This is a genomic window from Photorhabdus bodei, from assembly GCF_003287735.1.
Classification (GTDB): domain Bacteria; phylum Pseudomonadota; class Gammaproteobacteria; order Enterobacterales; family Enterobacteriaceae; genus Photorhabdus; species Photorhabdus kayaii.
Map to the genome: position 1 here is coordinate 37,242 of NZ_NSCM01000034.1, position 15,121 is coordinate 52,362.

Genomic DNA, 15,121 nt, shown 5'->3' on the forward strand with positions numbered 1-15,121 from the left:
ATTGGGACAATTTTTAGGAGAAGGTGGTTATGTTAAGAGTAATAAACTACCGGACGAGTATTAACGCGCTAATCTTATTAGGTGCTGTAATGCTTACAGGCTGTATCACCGTTCCTGATTCAATAAAAGGAACGTCACCAACGCCTGTTCAAGATCTGCTTTCTGTTAAGAGTACGCCTGAGCTGTTTATCGGGCAGGAAGGGCGATTCGGCGGCAAGGTACTTGGTGTAGTAAATGAAAATCACCGTACTCGTTTGGAAATATCGTCATTGCCATTAGCATCGGATGCCAGTCCAGAATTAGATGAGCCTTCCCTTGGCCGTATCTATGTTTATGTTAATGATTTCCTTGATCCTGACGATTTTAAAGGAAATTACGTCACTGTCGTAGGTCCGATAGTGGGATTGAAAAAGGGAAAAATTGGTTGTGCGGATTATGCTTATGTTGTGATTAATGCAATGGGTTATCAACGCTGGAAAGTTGTTCAGCGAGTATTGATGCCTTATGGCCCGGGGCCTTGGAATTATTATGGCTATCCATATTATTCAGGTTGGGGATGGAATTGGTATTACCCCGACCCCACACCTGTTGAGACTATTTTGACCAGATAGAGTTATTTCAATCGGGATTGTTGATATACACTTTGTGACATTGTAACTTTCTTTCCAGTTTGAGCCGCCGCAATAATATGTGGCGGTAATTTATTTGTTATTTCCTATCTATCTTTGGATTGATCGTTAATTTCATCGCAATTCTTGCACCCAAACCCGCAGTCATCTCTTCTACTAGAATTTTCTGTAGTTCATTAGGAATATCATTCGAATGCAGTATGACAAAACCAAATTTGTCATATAATTTGCGGCTTGGTAGAAAATCACGAAAAGTTGTGAGGTAAAGTGCGGTTTCTTTGTTTTGTTCTAATTGCTCAATGATTAAGCTAAGCAGGGTACTGGCAATACCTTGGTCATGATATTTCGGCAACACATCAATCTCAGCTAGCAGCATCAATTGATTTAAACGGCGGATTAGCGCAAATCCAACCAGTTTTTGATCACTTTCAGCGACCCAAAGCCGTTGTTCCTGAATACTTGATTCAATTTCATACGCGGGTAGGGTTTGATCACCGAGCACTTTTGGTAAGAGTTCTTCTGGAAAAAGGGACGCAGCTTGGCGCTCTATGTCGCTGATAGTAGCACTATCTTTATAGGTTGCCCTTCTGACCGTAATGTTATTTATAATCATTTTTTATTACCATTGGTTTTTTAATAATGCATTGGAATAGACGAAAGCAATAAATGCTATTTCAAAAATGCTATCTTAAGCAAAAAATAAGTAGGTCAATGTATAGTCAATAGCTACAAAGTTAAATATTAACTGTGGCAATAATATACTGATAAATAAAAATAATTTACAGACAACACAATTCTCTTTGTTTTTATGTATCAGGATTAACGTGAAATTAGTGATGTGTATCTCAACCTGAACAATGTTTCTTTTTTAAACTGGTACGCTGAGTTAATAATTTGTTAAATCAAAGCGTGCGTTATTTATTAGGCGAGTGATAACATAGCAATTAAAATTTCAGGAGTACTACCTTGGAGAAAGTCTGGCTAAAACATTATCCGGCGGATGTTCCTGCGGAAATTGACCCGGATCGTTATGCATCATTGGTTGAGATGTTTGAAAATGCCGTAGCGCACTATGCGGATCAACCTGCATTTATCAATATGGGTGAGATTATGACCTTTCGTAAGTTGGAAGAGCGTAGTCGGGCATTTGCAGCATATTTGCAAAATGGCTTGGGATTAAGTAAAGGAGATCGCGTTGCGCTGATGATGCCAAACTTGCTGCAATATCCCGTTGCACTGTTTGGTGTTCTACGTGCAGGTATGATTGTCGTAAATGTAAACCCGCTGTATACGCCACGTGAGCTTGAACATCAGCTTAATGACAGCGGCACTTCCGCTATTGTGATCGTCTCCAATTTTGCCCATACATTGGAAAAGATCGTTTTTAATACTAAAGTTAAGCATGTTATTTTGACGCGTATGGGGGACCAACTATCTCGTCCTAAAGGTACGTTGGTTGATTTTGCGGTGAAATATATTAAACGGCTGGTACCGAAGTATAATCTGCCTGATGCCATTTCATTTCGTTGTGCGATACAGAAAGGTTATCGCATGCAATATGTAAAACCAGAAATTAACGGTAATGATTTGGCTTTTCTGCAATATACTGGTGGCACCACTGGCGTAGCTAAGGGGGCTATGCTGACTCACCGTAATATTTTGGCAAATCTTGAACAGGCAAAAGCGGTTTATTCTCCATTATTACGTGTAGGCCAAGAGCTGATTGTTACGGCGTTGCCTCTCTATCACATATTTGCGTTAATGGTAAATTGCTTGTTACTTATTTACTTGGGTGGGTGCAATCTTCTGATCACTAACCCGCGTGATATTACGGGTACAGCTAAAGAATTAGGTCGTTATCCGTTCACTTCTGTCACCGGGGTAAATACATTGTTTAACGCCTGGTTGAATAATGAAGAATTTAAGAAGCTTGATTTTTCTACGCTGCGTCTGGTTGTTGGTGGTGGTATGCCGGTACAGAAAGCGGTTGCTGAGAAATGGGCAAAAGTGACAGGCACCAATCTGCTTGAAGGTTATGGTCTGACAGAATGTTCACCTTTGGTTTCCTGTAATCCTTATAATTCGAAACATTACACTGGCAGTATTGGTTTCCCGGTCTCTTCAACGGAAATCAAACTTATGGGTGATGATGGTAATGAGGTAGAGATGGGCCAGCAGGGAGAATTGTGGATACGTGGCCCACAGGTGATGGTTGGTTATTGGAATCGTCCTGATGCAACAGAAGAAGTGTTGAAAGATGGTTGGGTAGCAACGGGTGATATTGCGAATGTTAATGAACAAGGTTTCATTCGTATCGTAGATCGTAAAAAAGATATGATTTTGGTTTCTGGTTTCAATGTGTATCCTAATGAAGTTGAAGATGTTGTATCAGCTCACCCTAAAGTGCTAGAGTCAGCAGCAATAGGGGTATCAAGCGAAAGTTCCGGTGAAACTGTCAAAGTATTTGTGGTTCGGATAGATCCTAGTTTGACCGAGGATGAACTTAAAACCCATTGTCGTCGTTATCTAACAGGGTATAAAGTACCAAAGATCATTGAGTTCCGGGATGAATTACCTAAGTCTAATGTAGGTAAAATTCTTCGTAGGGAACTGCGTGATGAAGAGGAAAAGGTCAGGAATGTAGCTATAGCCTGAGATCCTCTTCATAATATTGATAAGCACGACAACGCCGGTATTAGCCGGCGTTGTCGTGCTTATTCCATGAATGGCTAAGAGAACTATGTTTTGAATTATCAGTTGATCACCACAGATGCTCAGTTGCAACAAGTTTGCGAAGGGGCAAAAAAATACTCAAAAGTAGCATTGGATACTGAATTTGTACGCACACGGACGTATTACCCACAATTAGGTTTGATACAACTGTATGATGGCGAACAACTTTCTCTGATTGATCCACTTAATATCACCAACTGGCAACCTTTCCGTGAGTTAATTACTCATCCTCAAATATTGAAGCTGTTACATGCTGGCAGTGAAGATTTGGAAGTTTTTCTGAATGCTTTTCAATGCTTGCCGGAACCGATGATTGATACTCAGGTCTTGGCGGCTTTTATTGGGCACCCGCTTTCATGTGGCTTTGCCGCGCTGGTGGCTGAATATATCCATGTCGAGCTGGATAAAAGCGAATCCCGCACTGATTGGCTTGCCCGTCCGTTAAGTGAAAAACAGTGCGAGTATGCAGCAGCGGATGTTTATTATCTGTTGCCTTTAGCGGATATCCTAATGACTGCAACAGAGCAGGCTGGATATATGGAGGCTGCGACGGGTGAGTGTCAACTTATCTGTCGACGCCGTAAAGAGATATTGGTGCCGGAATGTGCTTATAAACAGATAGGCAATATCTGTCAATTACGTCCCCAACAGCTTGCGTGTTTGAAAAAACTGGCCGCATGGCGTTTGAGTCAGGCCAGAGAACGCGATTTAGCCGTGAACTTCGTCATTCGTGAAGAAAACCTATGGCAGGTAGCGCGTTATATGCCAACTTCTTTGGCAGAGTTGGATGCGTTAGGGCTAAGTGGGCAGGAGATTCGTTGTCATGGTCGTCGCCTATTGGCAATGGTTGCTGAAAGTGGAAATATTCCAGAAAGTGAATGCCCGCCGCCAATGACGAACCTGATTGATCAACCTGGTTATCGTAAAGCATTTAAGGATATTAAAGCGCTGATCCATCAGGTAAGTGAGCAGCATAGATTTAATTCTGAATTATTGGCATCTCGTCGTCAGATTAATCAATTACTCAGTGTTCACTGGAAATTGAAACAATTAAATGGCAAACCTGAACTGCTTAGTGGGTGGCGGGGAGAGTTGCTGGCTGAGCCAGTCTCAGAGATTCTGGCGAACTATCCTGATTAACCCATATTAGAGCTTTAGCCTGACGCCAGTCTAAAGCATGAGAAGGGGTTCCCGGTTAGGGGTTCCCTATCTCAGATTGCCACATAATTCGTTTGTGGTTACTTTGATGGCGGTAGTGATAAAACAGCACTGTTTATCCGCGTTATTTTTGAGGTTCTTCTACCTCAGGTAATGTTATATTCAGCTCCAGGACGGAAATATCATCACCTTTCTGCTCAAATTGTACAGAGAGCATATCTGGATCGACCTGTATATACTTACAGATTACTGCCAAGATATCCCGTTTCATATCAGGCAGATAAGCAGGTTCAGAATCACCGCGGCGACGTTCTGCCACGATGATTTGCAGCCGCTCTTTAGCGATATTTGCTGTCGTTTTTTTTCTCGACAGAAAGAAATCTAGCAAGGCCATGTTTTATCCCCCAAACAGGCGTTTTAAGAAGCCTTTTTTCTCTTCTTCAATGAAGCGGAAAGGACGTTCTTCCCCTAGTAAACGTTCAACAGTATCTGTATACGCTTTTCCTGCATCAGATTCTGTATCCAGAATGACCGGTTCCCCTTGGTTAGATGAACGCAGTACAGATTGATCTTCCGGAATAACACCGATTAAAGGAATGCATAAAATTTCCAGAACGTCTTCCATACTCAGCATATCACCACGACTTACACGGCCTGGGTTATAGCGGGTTAATAGCAGATGTTCTTTAATGGGATCTTCACCCCGTTCAGCTCGTCGAGATTTTGAGGCCAGGATACCCAGAATACGGTCTGAATCACGTACGGAAGAGACCTCAGGATTTGTTGTGATAATGGCTTCGTCAGCAAAATAGAGTGCTATCAACGCACCACTTTCAATCCCTGCTGGGGAGTCGCAGATAATAAACTCGAAACCTTGTTTATCCAGATCAACTAAAACTTGCTCAACGCCTTCAGTAGTGAGAGCGTCTTTATCGCGGGTTTGCGATGCAGGTAGGATATAAAGATTCTCGGTACGTTTATCTTTAATTAATGCCTGATTAAGCGAGACGTCTCCTTGGATAACGTTCACGAAGTCATAAACTACGCGGCGTTCACATCCCATAATCAGATCGAGGTTACGCAGGCCGATGTCAAAATCGATAACGACGGTCTTTTTACCTCTTTGAGCAAGGCCGGTAGCAATGGCCGCGCTTGAAGTGGTTTTGCCAACGCCACCTTTACCTGATGTAACAACAATAATGCGTGCCATGAAGTGATTCCTTATTAAAAGGGCTAGATTAAAGGTTCAATAGTTAATTCATTATTTACCAGGCTAAGTTTTGCGGCTTTTCCTGCTAATTCAGTTGGGATTTTATCGCCGAGCCAATATTGCCCTGCGATAGAGACAAGTTCAGCATTTAAATGGGTGCAAAAAACCAGGCACTCCTGATCACCGGATGCACCGGCTAATGCCCGACCACGCATCATACCGTAGATGTGAATATTGCCGTCCGCAATCAATTCGGCACCGGCGCTTACATTACTGGTAACAATAAGATCACTGCCTTGGGCATAAATCCTTTGACCTGAGCGAACAGGTAAATTAATTACACGGGTTTTTTTAATTGCGGGTTCGACCGGTTTATCTTCCTTTGCCGAGGTTTTTTGTTTTTTTCCTTCACTTAGTAGTGGTAAGGATGCTTTTATTACCGCCCTGCGTTGTTGCTCATCACGACAACCACTTATTCCGACAATACGGAATCCTGCTGAATCAATAGCGTAATGCAGTGCTTTCAGATCAGCGCTTGCCGGCAGAGCGGAGATATTAATGACAACAGGCGCATTTTTCAGGAAATCCGGTGCTTGTTCCACTTTTTCCTGTAGGGCCTGTAGAATGATTTCTGGTTGGTCATTGTGTAAATGAACAACCGAAAGCGTAAAATTACTGCCTTTTAGCTCAATTGGCGACTGTGACATCTATCCTGCCTGACTCAGATTCAGCAAATTTGAGATCCCCCCAGAATACCCCCTGGGATACGATATTTAGAAATACAATAAACATGTTATAATTACTGAATTATTCAAGCAAGTTGTGACCTGAATTTAAAAGAGTTTATTATAATGATTTGTGCGATCTACAGAAGTCCGAAAAGGGAGCAAACATATCTTTATGTTGAAAAAAGAGATAATTTCTCTCGCGTTCCCGAAGAGTTACTGAAAAGTTTTGGACAGCCCCAATATACAATGACGATCTCTCTGGTGGACAGAAAAAACTTGGCTGGTGCTGATATCGAAAAGGTAAAAATATCGTTAATTGAACAGGGTTTTTACCTGCAAATCCCCCCTCCGGTTGAAAACTTAATGAATGCACATCTGAACCAGATGGAAAAATAAGAAGAATCCAGGGGCTTGATGAGCAAAATTAACCGTCGGCGCGGTTTTATTAACCACCACAATATTCACAATGAGTTGTGCTTTTATAAGGGAAACAATCTGGTTTGCCTCTCAAAGGAAAGGTTTCCTTATTTTGCGATCAGTTTTGGCGTGGTGGCCGATAAGATGGGGCAATAAGTGCTATAATTATGGGTATGTTGCCTAATAAACCAGAGTGAGAAACGAATATGTATCAACACAGAGACTGGCAGGGGGCATTACTGGATCTTCCTGTCAATAAAGTGGTTTGCGTTGGTAGTAATTACGCTAAACATATTAAAGAGATGGGATCTCAGCCAGCGGAAGAGCCAGTCATTTTTATTAAGCCGGAAACTGCACTGTGTGATATACATCAGCCAATTGCAATTCCAAAGGATTTTGGTGTTGTTCATCATGAAGTTGAACTGGCTGTACTGATTGGTACGCCGTTGAAACAAGCAAATGAAGAGCGAGTTGGCGCCGCTATCGCGGGTTTTGCTGTTGCATTGGATCTCACCTTGCGTGATTTGCAATCTAAATTCAAGAAAGCGGGTCAACCGTGGGAAAAAAGTAAGGCGTTCGATGGCTCTTGCCCGATATCTGGGTTTATTCGAATAAGTCATTTTGGTGATCCGCGGAATGTCCAGTTTTCACTGACAGTCAATAATGCGCTACGGCAGAACGGTAATAGTAACGATATGTTGACACCCATTGTTCCCCTGATCAGCCATATGTCGCACTTTTTCACTTTGCGGCCGGGAGATGTCATTCTCACTGGTACACCGGAAGGTGTTGGAGCACTAAAACCCGGTGATGTGCTAAAGGTTACTCTGAATGATAATTCACTCACTACCAGGGTGATTTGAATAATATAAGGAATAGTAGAGTTATGTCTCAGCCTTTCTGGCAGGTAAAAACCTTAGATCAGATGACGGATGAAGAATGGGAGTCATTATGTGATGGTTGTGGGCAGTGTTGCTTACATAAATTGATGGATGATGATACCGATGAAATTTATTTTACTAATGTTGCTTGCAATCAACTCAATATAAAAACGTGCCAATGCAAAAATTACGAAGATCGTTTCAGATATGAACCGGATTGTATCAAATTAACCCGTCATAATTTGCCGACTTTTGCATGGTTACCAATAACTTGTGCATATCGTTTGCTTGAAGAAGGGAAGCCATTATTACCGTGGCATCCTCTGATTAAAGGTTCTAAATCAGCAATGCATAGCGAAAGAATTTCTGTTAGGCATATCGCTGTACGGGAAATTGATGTTGTGGAATGGGAAGACCATATTATTAATAAACCTTGATAATGATTTAACTAACTGTAATTTAATAAGTTATTTTCTGTGTTTCCCAAGTTGGGAGCTTGCTCTAGAGCTAAGTTAACCAGTGGGTATATCCACCAAAAATGAACTAAAGGTTGATTGTATATAATTGCATCTATACTATTACCATTAGGTAATTGAACCTGTGGTCTATTATAGGAGGCATAAAGTATGCCAATACATGTGGGAAACATAGAAAAGATTACCAATGATTTCATCCAATTGAGTGAGTTAGAGTTCAATCGTGTTCTGTATGATGCTCTTGATTCCTCTGGTACTAATATTGTGCATGATGTGGATGAACTCATTTTTCCACCTGGTTACCGGTTGATCAGGGTTGATAACAGGCTAGATTTGGATGATATAGATGAGCCCTATTTTGAATTAGCGCTGCTTAGTGACGAAACAAAAGAAGTAGTTTATTACAACAAAGTTATTATATTAAGTGACTTGGTGCTTAACTGTCGCCTCGCTTCGCAGATACTTGTGTGGCGAACGAGGAAGCCACAACATAAAGCGGCATTAAGTGATTTGGCCGCTAAAATCTTTTTCCACTATCTGATTAAAACCTATGATGTTGTTGCTTCAAATATGAGTCAAATAATAGAAGGCACCTCTTTTTGGCAAGCCAGAATGTATGAGGCGTTACAGTTTGGGCTTCATGTTTACGGCTATGACGTTATGACTTGTGAATTAAGAAATATTTTAGCTGAAGGTGATGTTAGTAAAGAGCAGAGTTGGTTGTGGGGTAATGTGGAATATTATATGGATAGACTGGCAATTATTTCCAGGATCAAACTGCCTAATAAGTAATTAATTTTTCCAGGTTATATCTGAGGTGAATATAATGGTTCGAACTAATTCGAACCATTATCAATTAATTACAAAGCACCGGAAATCCAAACATTAATTTTATCATAGAACGATTTAATTGATTCCCACGCTCTGCTTATCCATTCAGAGAGTTGCCTGGCTGCATCAAGTATAAAATTTGAAAGTCTGCCAAATAAACTGGAGAAGAATGCATTAGTTTTTTCCATAAAACTTTGTATTGCTGCTCTAGAGTTAGGAAATTGTAACCCGAGTTGAATGGCTTTATCGTAACTTGTATCAATTTGTCTGTTGTTCTCATCTTTGGTTCTTTGACGAGATTTGTTCATGTTATCGATCCAGTCTTGGTCTGCGTTGTCTGGATCAGCGGTAATTGCTTTCTGATATTTCTGTGTGCTATCAGTTACACTTGCCTTAGAAACGTTTGTTGTTGAATTAGCACCAGATTTCACAGAATCTTTCAATTCATTAATAATACCATCTATTTCCTTATTTTCGGTAATATCTATACTTTCATATTGTTCCCCAAGCGTATTTGCATATGCTTGAAGTTCAGGTGTCGATGGCATAAATGGTTCAATTTTAGAATCATTTAACATCCGTTTTGCGTGTTGGCGCATTTCGTTCATGAGGTCGATAAATTGAATATCAGTCAGTACAATATTGGACATAAATTATTTCCTTTTATTTAGTTAGTAAACTATCTATTAAATGTAAAAAGTGTAAAGCTCTTTATTTAAGTTGGAGGGAATAAGTTAAAAATAAGTGATGTTATCTATATTTATTTATGTCGATTTTGGTTCTCCTATAATGTTTAAAAGTTTAATGTCGGCGGTAAATTTATTGCTTAGGTATTATATCTGGAAGTGCCGGAGAATAATTTCCGGCACCTAAAACATAAAACATTTGGATAAACAGAGTTTAATCTTGAGTCCATTCAAGAAATTTCACTCTGCTAAATGTTTAATGCTAACTTTATAAATGATTTTTTTGATTACTGAACTTTATAAACCAATGTATTGTCGGGGTGAGATAGTGTCAATTTTTGATCTTTCAACTTCACTTTAACGCCATCTTCTAACACTTGACCAATTAGGTAATCCCATCTATTCAATTTTTCATCAGAGCAAAGCATCTGAGTGCTGGCTAGGTTTTTAACGGTCAGTACACCATTTTTCAGTTTACCTTGACCCATAAAGAGATTACACATGGAACCAGAAACGTGCATTTTTTCCCCGAATTCAATGGTTGGTACGCGACCATCTTGATTTTTCACGCCTTCGCCATTAACGCTCACCAGAACAAATTTGTGACGTTGTAAATCATCAACTGACACGTTTTCTACCGCAGACGCTTGGAATGTGGCTAACAATAAAGTTGCTGTTGCCAAAGGTAGTATTTTTTTCATGTTTATCTCCTATATATTATTTTAAGGGTACTTACTAACAATATTTGGGCAATTTTTCCCGTTGATTAATTGCTGGATATTTCTCAGCGTAGTTTCACTGATACTGGTTAAGGCTTCTTCTGTCAGAAATGCCTGATGACCGGTAAACAGCACGTTATGACATGAAGACAAGCGACGAAAAATATCATCCTGAATTACGTCATTAGATTTATCTTCAAAGAAGAGATCGCGTTCATTCTCGTAAACATCCATACCCAGAGCGCCAATTTTTTGTTGTTTTAATGCGCCAATGGCTGCGATGGAATCAATTAGAGCCCCTCGGCTGGTATTGATGATCATTACGCCGTTTTTCATTTTGCTGAAAGCAACTTCATTCAGCAGATGATGGTTTTCTGGTGTTAACGGGCAATGAAGAGATATGACGTCGGATTGTTCATACAGCGTATCCAGATCGACATATTGAGCACCGAGATTCAAAACAGCTTGATTGGGGTAGGGATCATGAGCTAGCAAACGCATACCAAACCCGTTAAGAATACGTAGAGTTGCAATACCAATCTTGCCGGTTCCGATAATTCCCGCTGTACGACTGTGCATATTGAAGCCAATTAAGCCTTCAAGAGAGAAATTGGCGTCACGGGTACGTTGGTAAGCTCGGTGGATACGGCGGTTTAAGCACAACATTAATCCGACGGTATGTTCAGCAACAGCTTCAGGGGAATAGGCTGGAACTCGTACAACCTGAATACCCAATTCTTCAGCTGCATCTAGATCGACATTATTAAAACCTGCGCAACGTAACGCGAGGATTTTTATATTCATTTCAGCCAATTCTTCGAGCACTTTACGGTCAGCATTATCGTTGACGAAAATACAAACAGCATCTGCACCAATAGCGTTTTTGGCAGTTTTTGAACTAAGAGGGAAATCGAAAAACTCGAAATCATAACCAAATCCGAGTTTTTTATTGACCTGCTCCAGATGTTTATGGTCATACTGTTTGGTACTGTAAACGACTAATTTCATGGAATTATCTCCGCTATAATTTAAGTAGCTAATAAATTGTTTTGGGCTTAAATTATTGCTGACGTAAGGGGTTAAATAAACAATAAATTAATTAACTCTATAAGTGTATTGCTTGTTGTTCCCCTATATGTTCAACATAATTTTCTTAATAATCAATGTCTTAGTTTAATGTTTGTCTGCTAAATTATGGAATAACAATATACCCAATGGATTTCAAGATGGATCGCGACGGCAAGGGAGCGAATCCCCGGGAGCATAGGTAACGATGTGACCGGGGTGAGCGAGTGCAGCCAACAAAGAGGCAACTTGAAAGATAGCGGGTATAGAAGTAACCGATCTAAGGCTTAATAAGGAGAGGCAAGGATTTGATAACCAAAGGGTTAAAAATATTCATTACCATACCTATTCTGTTGGTATTACTGATGGCGGCGGGATGGTTTTCGATTCCTCATTGGTTACCTAAGGTTACCGGTCACTGGTTACCTCCAGGTATGACGGTTTCATTGAAACAACCAGAATGGAAAAATGGAGTTTTGCAACTGGCTGATATTTTATTGCAGGTGAAGGATTGCAGGCTTATTCGTGTATCGCGATTATCTGTTAGTTACCCATATTCAGAGATAGATAACAGTTATCATTGGCAATTAAATGCCGCAGATATTAGTGGGGATATCAATTGCCTAAATCAGTTACCTGAATCTACACAAGGTCTTGCTCCATTGTCTGTTGCTGATATTTTAGCTCATATTCCACAAGGAAGTTTGTCCGTGGAAAATCTTTCTTTTCATCCCTGGCAAGATTTTGCTGGAAGACTAAAATTCAATTCCTCTTCTCAGGGGCAAAAACTAAGTTATCAGGGGAAGAAGGTTAAATTGTCAGCGCATATTTATGGTAAGGAATCGCTAGTTATTGACCAACTGGCAATTAAATTACCAGAACAGGAAATCAGCCTTAATGGTGAAATGACTTTACCTCTTAATGTGGATAAACTACCTCCTCATGGTGAAGTAAAAGGTAAAATTATTGCCAAGCAATATGCGCACCCGCTAAATATCAAGTTAGGTTGGCGAGGGAAATCCGGCAAGCTTATTATCAGAGAAGAGGGGGCGACACTATCTTTGGCTGAATTACCTTGGCGGTTTAACCAAGAACAGCTTGATATTACTGATGGTAAATGGCGGTGGACTGGGGCGGGGCAACCTCTTGCGGGTGGCGTGAATATTAAGATTGCTCATTGGCAACAAGGGTTGGATAACCTGCTAATTAGTGGCCGTATAAATTTGGTCACTCAGGGTGAACGTGGTAAAGCGAATATTGTATTAACGATAAAACCGGGCCGGATAAACTCATTAAATACGCAACTTCCTTTTCAATTAACAGGTCAGATTAATGTGCAGGATATGATTATGGCTATGTCATTGCCTGCGATAATTAATGGTCCGTTGGTTAATCCGAAAATGACTTTCCAGTCAGGTTCGTTGTTTCGGGTTTGGGGGCGTTTGTCTGATGAGCTTATTGTTAAAGATGCCCGATCACCGTTAGCGGGAGCTTATCTGACACGTGACGGTTTTACTGGTCGGTTACAGGCAATTGTAAATGCACAACACCGTGACTGGGGAAAATTCCATTTGCATCTTGATGGTCATGCCGAGAATTTTATGCCGGATAAAGGCTATTGGCGTTGGAACTATTGGGGAGATGGCGATTTGCCGTCACTACAGGCTAAATGGGATATCGCCGGAAAAGGGCGCTGGCATGACACATTGATTAGCGTCAGCGAAATGACTACCGGCTTTAATGTTATTAAGCACGGCATGATCCGGGTGGATACGCCGCGTCTACAATTAACAAAACCATTGGAATGGCAACGTTCAGAAGAATCGCCCGCCTTTAATGGTGAGTTACGGCTGACAGCGAAGAAAACATCGTTTCGGTCCGGTGGCTTTTTGCCCCCCGCTGAGCTGACAGCAAAATTGACAGGAGAAAGCCCGAACAATTTTATTGTTAATGGTGATCTTTCATCAAGAAATATGGGTCCGATCCCTTTTTACAGTCGTTGGGATGGAGCAAGATTGCGTGGTGAAGCGCGTTGGCCCACTCAATCTTTACTCGCATTTCAGCCGTTGGTACCTAAAGATTTAGGGATAAACTTACGATCAGGTGATCTTTATGCACAGGCCGCTTTTTCTGTTACACAGGGGCAAGGTTTTGTTGCGGGTGGTCACTGGGTGGTAAAAAATGGCAGCATGTGGCTTAAAGATGGTGAAATCAGTGGGCTTGATTTTGTCTTACCGTGGCGCCTGAGAGATAGTATCTGGCAATTTGGTGTTAAATCGCCGGTTCAGCTACGAGTGAAAACGATTAATAACCTGTTTGAAATGCGTAGCTTGACGGCGGATTTACAGGGATTTTATCCACCATCGGAACAAAAACCGCTGGAATTGACTAATGTGAATGTAGGTATATTGGATGGACATATTAACCTAGATAAATTAAGGCTTCCTCAGCAGCATCCTGCTATTTTGACGCTTGATAAATTGGAGTTAAGTCGCCTTTTTACGGTATTGAAAGTTAAACAATTTGCGATGTCCGGCAAAATCAGCGGAAAATTGCCGTTGTTTATTAATAATGAACGTTGGATAGTTCAGCAAGGTCGGATTGCCAATATCGACCATATGACCTTACGTCTGGATAAAGACACGATAGATTCCATTAACAAAGATAATATTTCCGCTGGTGCCGCTATGGATTGGTTACGCTATTTAGAAATCAGTCTCTTACGGGCGCAAGTCAGTCTTGATAATTTAGGGATTCTGACACTTAATGCTGAAATTCAAGGTGTTAATTCATTAAGAGATAAAAAACGGCAAGTCAAACTGAATTACCATCATGAAGAGAATATCTTTCACTTATGGCGTAGTTTACGGTTTGGCAACAATCTTGAAGATTGGCTACAGCAGAATATATCTGTATTAAATGGGAGTGATAGATGACAAAACAAACTGGAATGAAGCTGTTCTTACTATCAATGGGGCCTTTAATGCTGTCAGGTTGTATACGCCTTGAAGTGGCAACACCGGAGAAGCCCATTAATATTAATATGAATGTCAAAATTGAGCATGAAATTCAGATAAAAGTAGACAGGCAAGTTGAAGAGATGCTTAAGAATAACACGGGTTTATTCTAGGGGGGCATTATGAAGAGAACAGGTACGGGAATATTGTTATTGGCTAGTGTATTGTTCAGCTCTTCCGTTGTAGGAATGACCCTGAATGAGGCGAAGCAGAAAGGGTTGGTCGGTGAAACTTTCAGTGGTTATCTGGCTATAGTGAAAACAGATAGTCAGGCACAAGCTTTGGTGGCAGAAATTAATCAAGCCCGTGAGAAAAAATACGCAGAAATTGCGGCTGGCAATAATATTTCTACAAAGCAAGTGGCTAAACTTACTGGCGAAAAATTGGTGAACAGAGCTGAACCTGGTGAGTATGTGCTTGGTATTAATGGTAAGTGGTTGAAGAAATCATAACCACCCGCATAGCGGGTGGTTTGCTCTAGCCCTATAAGGGCATGTTACCGACCGCGCCTAAATGACGCCGCTTTCTCTTTGTTCAAGCTAAAGGGTCATTGTCTCTTTGGCTTACCCCT

Annotated in this window: 17 protein-coding genes; 10 read left to right on the forward strand and 7 right to left on the reverse strand. The window is 40.8% G+C overall.

The features are described 5' to 3' along the window. Nucleotides 1-29 precede the first annotated feature (29 nt). On the forward strand, nucleotides 30-611 hold the full coding sequence (locus CKY02_RS16600) for a Slp family lipoprotein (protein WP_112896153.1): 582 nt from the start codon (nucleotides 30-32) through the stop codon (nucleotides 609-611). Between the two features lie 97 nt (nucleotides 612-708). On the opposite strand, the gene CKY02_RS16605 is transcribed toward CKY02_RS16600, so the two are convergent. Continuing rightward, a complete protein-coding gene (locus CKY02_RS16605) occupies nucleotides 709-1,242 on the reverse strand; it encodes a GNAT family N-acetyltransferase (RefSeq protein ID WP_112876038.1) in 534 nt (177 codons plus the stop codon). Between the two features lie 353 nt (nucleotides 1,243-1,595). On the opposite strand from CKY02_RS16605, the gene fadD reads away from it, so the two are divergent. Further along, nucleotides 1,596-3,284: a long-chain-fatty-acid--CoA ligase FadD gene (fadD, locus tag CKY02_RS16610; protein ID WP_112876037.1), complete on the forward strand. Its 1,689-nt coding sequence runs from the start codon at nucleotides 1,596-1,598 to the stop codon at nucleotides 3,282-3,284. 90 nt (nucleotides 3,285-3,374) lie between these two features. After that, nucleotides 3,375-4,502 carry a ribonuclease D gene (rnd, locus tag CKY02_RS16615; protein ID WP_112896154.1) on the forward strand — a complete coding sequence of 376 codons (1,128 nt, stop codon included), beginning with the start codon at nucleotides 3,375-3,377 and terminating at the stop codon, nucleotides 4,500-4,502. A gap of 142 nt (nucleotides 4,503-4,644) precedes the next feature. Here the strand turns inward: rnd and minE are convergent, their stop codons facing one another. The 3 genes from minE to minC are packed head-to-tail and all read right to left on the reverse strand — an operon-like array spanning nucleotide 4,645 to nucleotide 6,437. Next, complete coding sequence (gene minE, locus CKY02_RS16620; protein ID WP_112876035.1) at nucleotides 4,645-4,914, reverse strand: cell division topological specificity factor MinE; 270 nt, start codon at nucleotides 4,912-4,914, stop codon at nucleotides 4,645-4,647. Nucleotides 4,915-4,917: 3 nt separating this feature from the next. Then, nucleotides 4,918-5,730, reverse strand: a complete 813-nt coding sequence (minD, locus tag CKY02_RS16625) for a septum site-determining protein MinD (protein WP_112876034.1) — start codon at nucleotides 5,728-5,730, stop codon at nucleotides 4,918-4,920. Nucleotides 5,731-5,753: 23 nt separating this feature from the next. Next, nucleotides 5,754-6,437, reverse strand: a complete 684-nt coding sequence (gene minC / locus CKY02_RS16630) for a septum site-determining protein MinC (protein ID WP_112896155.1) — start codon at nucleotides 6,435-6,437, stop codon at nucleotides 5,754-5,756. Between the two features lie 144 nt (nucleotides 6,438-6,581). Between minC and CKY02_RS16635 the strand changes: the two genes are divergently transcribed. The 4 genes from CKY02_RS16635 to CKY02_RS16650 all read left to right on the forward strand — a co-directional run bounded on the left by CKY02_RS16635 (nucleotide 6,582) and on the right by CKY02_RS16650 (nucleotide 9,024). Beyond that, nucleotides 6,582-6,854: a YcgL domain-containing protein gene (locus CKY02_RS16635; protein ID WP_112876032.1), complete on the forward strand. Its 273-nt coding sequence runs from the start codon at nucleotides 6,582-6,584 to the stop codon at nucleotides 6,852-6,854. A gap of 227 nt (nucleotides 6,855-7,081) precedes the next feature. Then, nucleotides 7,082-7,738, forward strand: coding sequence for a fumarylacetoacetate hydrolase family protein (locus CKY02_RS16640; protein WP_112896156.1), 657 nt, complete (start codon nucleotides 7,082-7,084; stop codon nucleotides 7,736-7,738). A 23-nt stretch (nucleotides 7,739-7,761) separates the two neighbouring features. Next, nucleotides 7,762-8,193 (forward strand): YcgN family cysteine cluster protein, encoded by a 432-nt coding sequence (locus CKY02_RS16645; protein ID WP_112876029.1) that lies wholly within the window; start codon nucleotides 7,762-7,764, stop codon nucleotides 8,191-8,193. 189 nt (nucleotides 8,194-8,382) lie between these two features. After that, a complete protein-coding gene (locus CKY02_RS16650; RefSeq protein WP_112896157.1) occupies nucleotides 8,383-9,024 on the forward strand; it encodes a hypothetical protein in 642 nt (213 codons plus the stop codon). Between the two features lie 68 nt (nucleotides 9,025-9,092). Here CKY02_RS16650 and CKY02_RS16655 read toward each other — a convergent pair whose 3' ends face one another. From CKY02_RS16655 to CKY02_RS16665, 3 genes are all read right to left on the reverse strand, one after another. Further along, nucleotides 9,093-9,713 (reverse strand): hypothetical protein, encoded by a 621-nt coding sequence (locus tag CKY02_RS16655; RefSeq protein ID WP_112896158.1) that lies wholly within the window; start codon nucleotides 9,711-9,713, stop codon nucleotides 9,093-9,095. A gap of 323 nt (nucleotides 9,714-10,036) precedes the next feature. Beyond that, nucleotides 10,037-10,450 (reverse strand): heat shock protein HslJ, encoded by a 414-nt coding sequence (hslJ, locus tag CKY02_RS16660; RefSeq protein ID WP_112896159.1) that lies wholly within the window; start codon nucleotides 10,448-10,450, stop codon nucleotides 10,037-10,039. A gap of 21 nt (nucleotides 10,451-10,471) precedes the next feature. After that, a complete protein-coding gene (locus CKY02_RS16665) occupies nucleotides 10,472-11,476 on the reverse strand; it encodes a 2-hydroxyacid dehydrogenase (RefSeq protein ID WP_112896160.1) in 1,005 nt (334 codons plus the stop codon). 365 nt (nucleotides 11,477-11,841) lie between these two features. On the opposite strand from CKY02_RS16665, the gene CKY02_RS16670 reads away from it, so the two are divergent. The 3 genes from CKY02_RS16670 to CKY02_RS16680 are packed head-to-tail and all read left to right on the forward strand — an operon-like array spanning nucleotide 11,842 to nucleotide 15,002. After that, entirely contained in the window at nucleotides 11,842-14,469 is a 2,628-nt protein-coding gene (locus tag CKY02_RS16670) for a YdbH family protein (RefSeq protein WP_193493151.1), read from the forward strand. Next, nucleotides 14,466-14,663, forward strand: a complete 198-nt coding sequence (locus CKY02_RS16675) for a YnbE family lipoprotein (protein ID WP_011146401.1) — start codon at nucleotides 14,466-14,468, stop codon at nucleotides 14,661-14,663. Before CKY02_RS16670 ends, CKY02_RS16675 begins: the two co-directional genes overlap by 4 nt. Before the next feature lie 9 nt (nucleotides 14,664-14,672). Continuing rightward, entirely contained in the window at nucleotides 14,673-15,002 is a 330-nt protein-coding gene (locus CKY02_RS16680; protein WP_112896161.1) for a YdbL family probable chaperone protein, read from the forward strand. The last annotated feature ends 119 nt before the right edge of the window (nucleotides 15,003-15,121 follow it).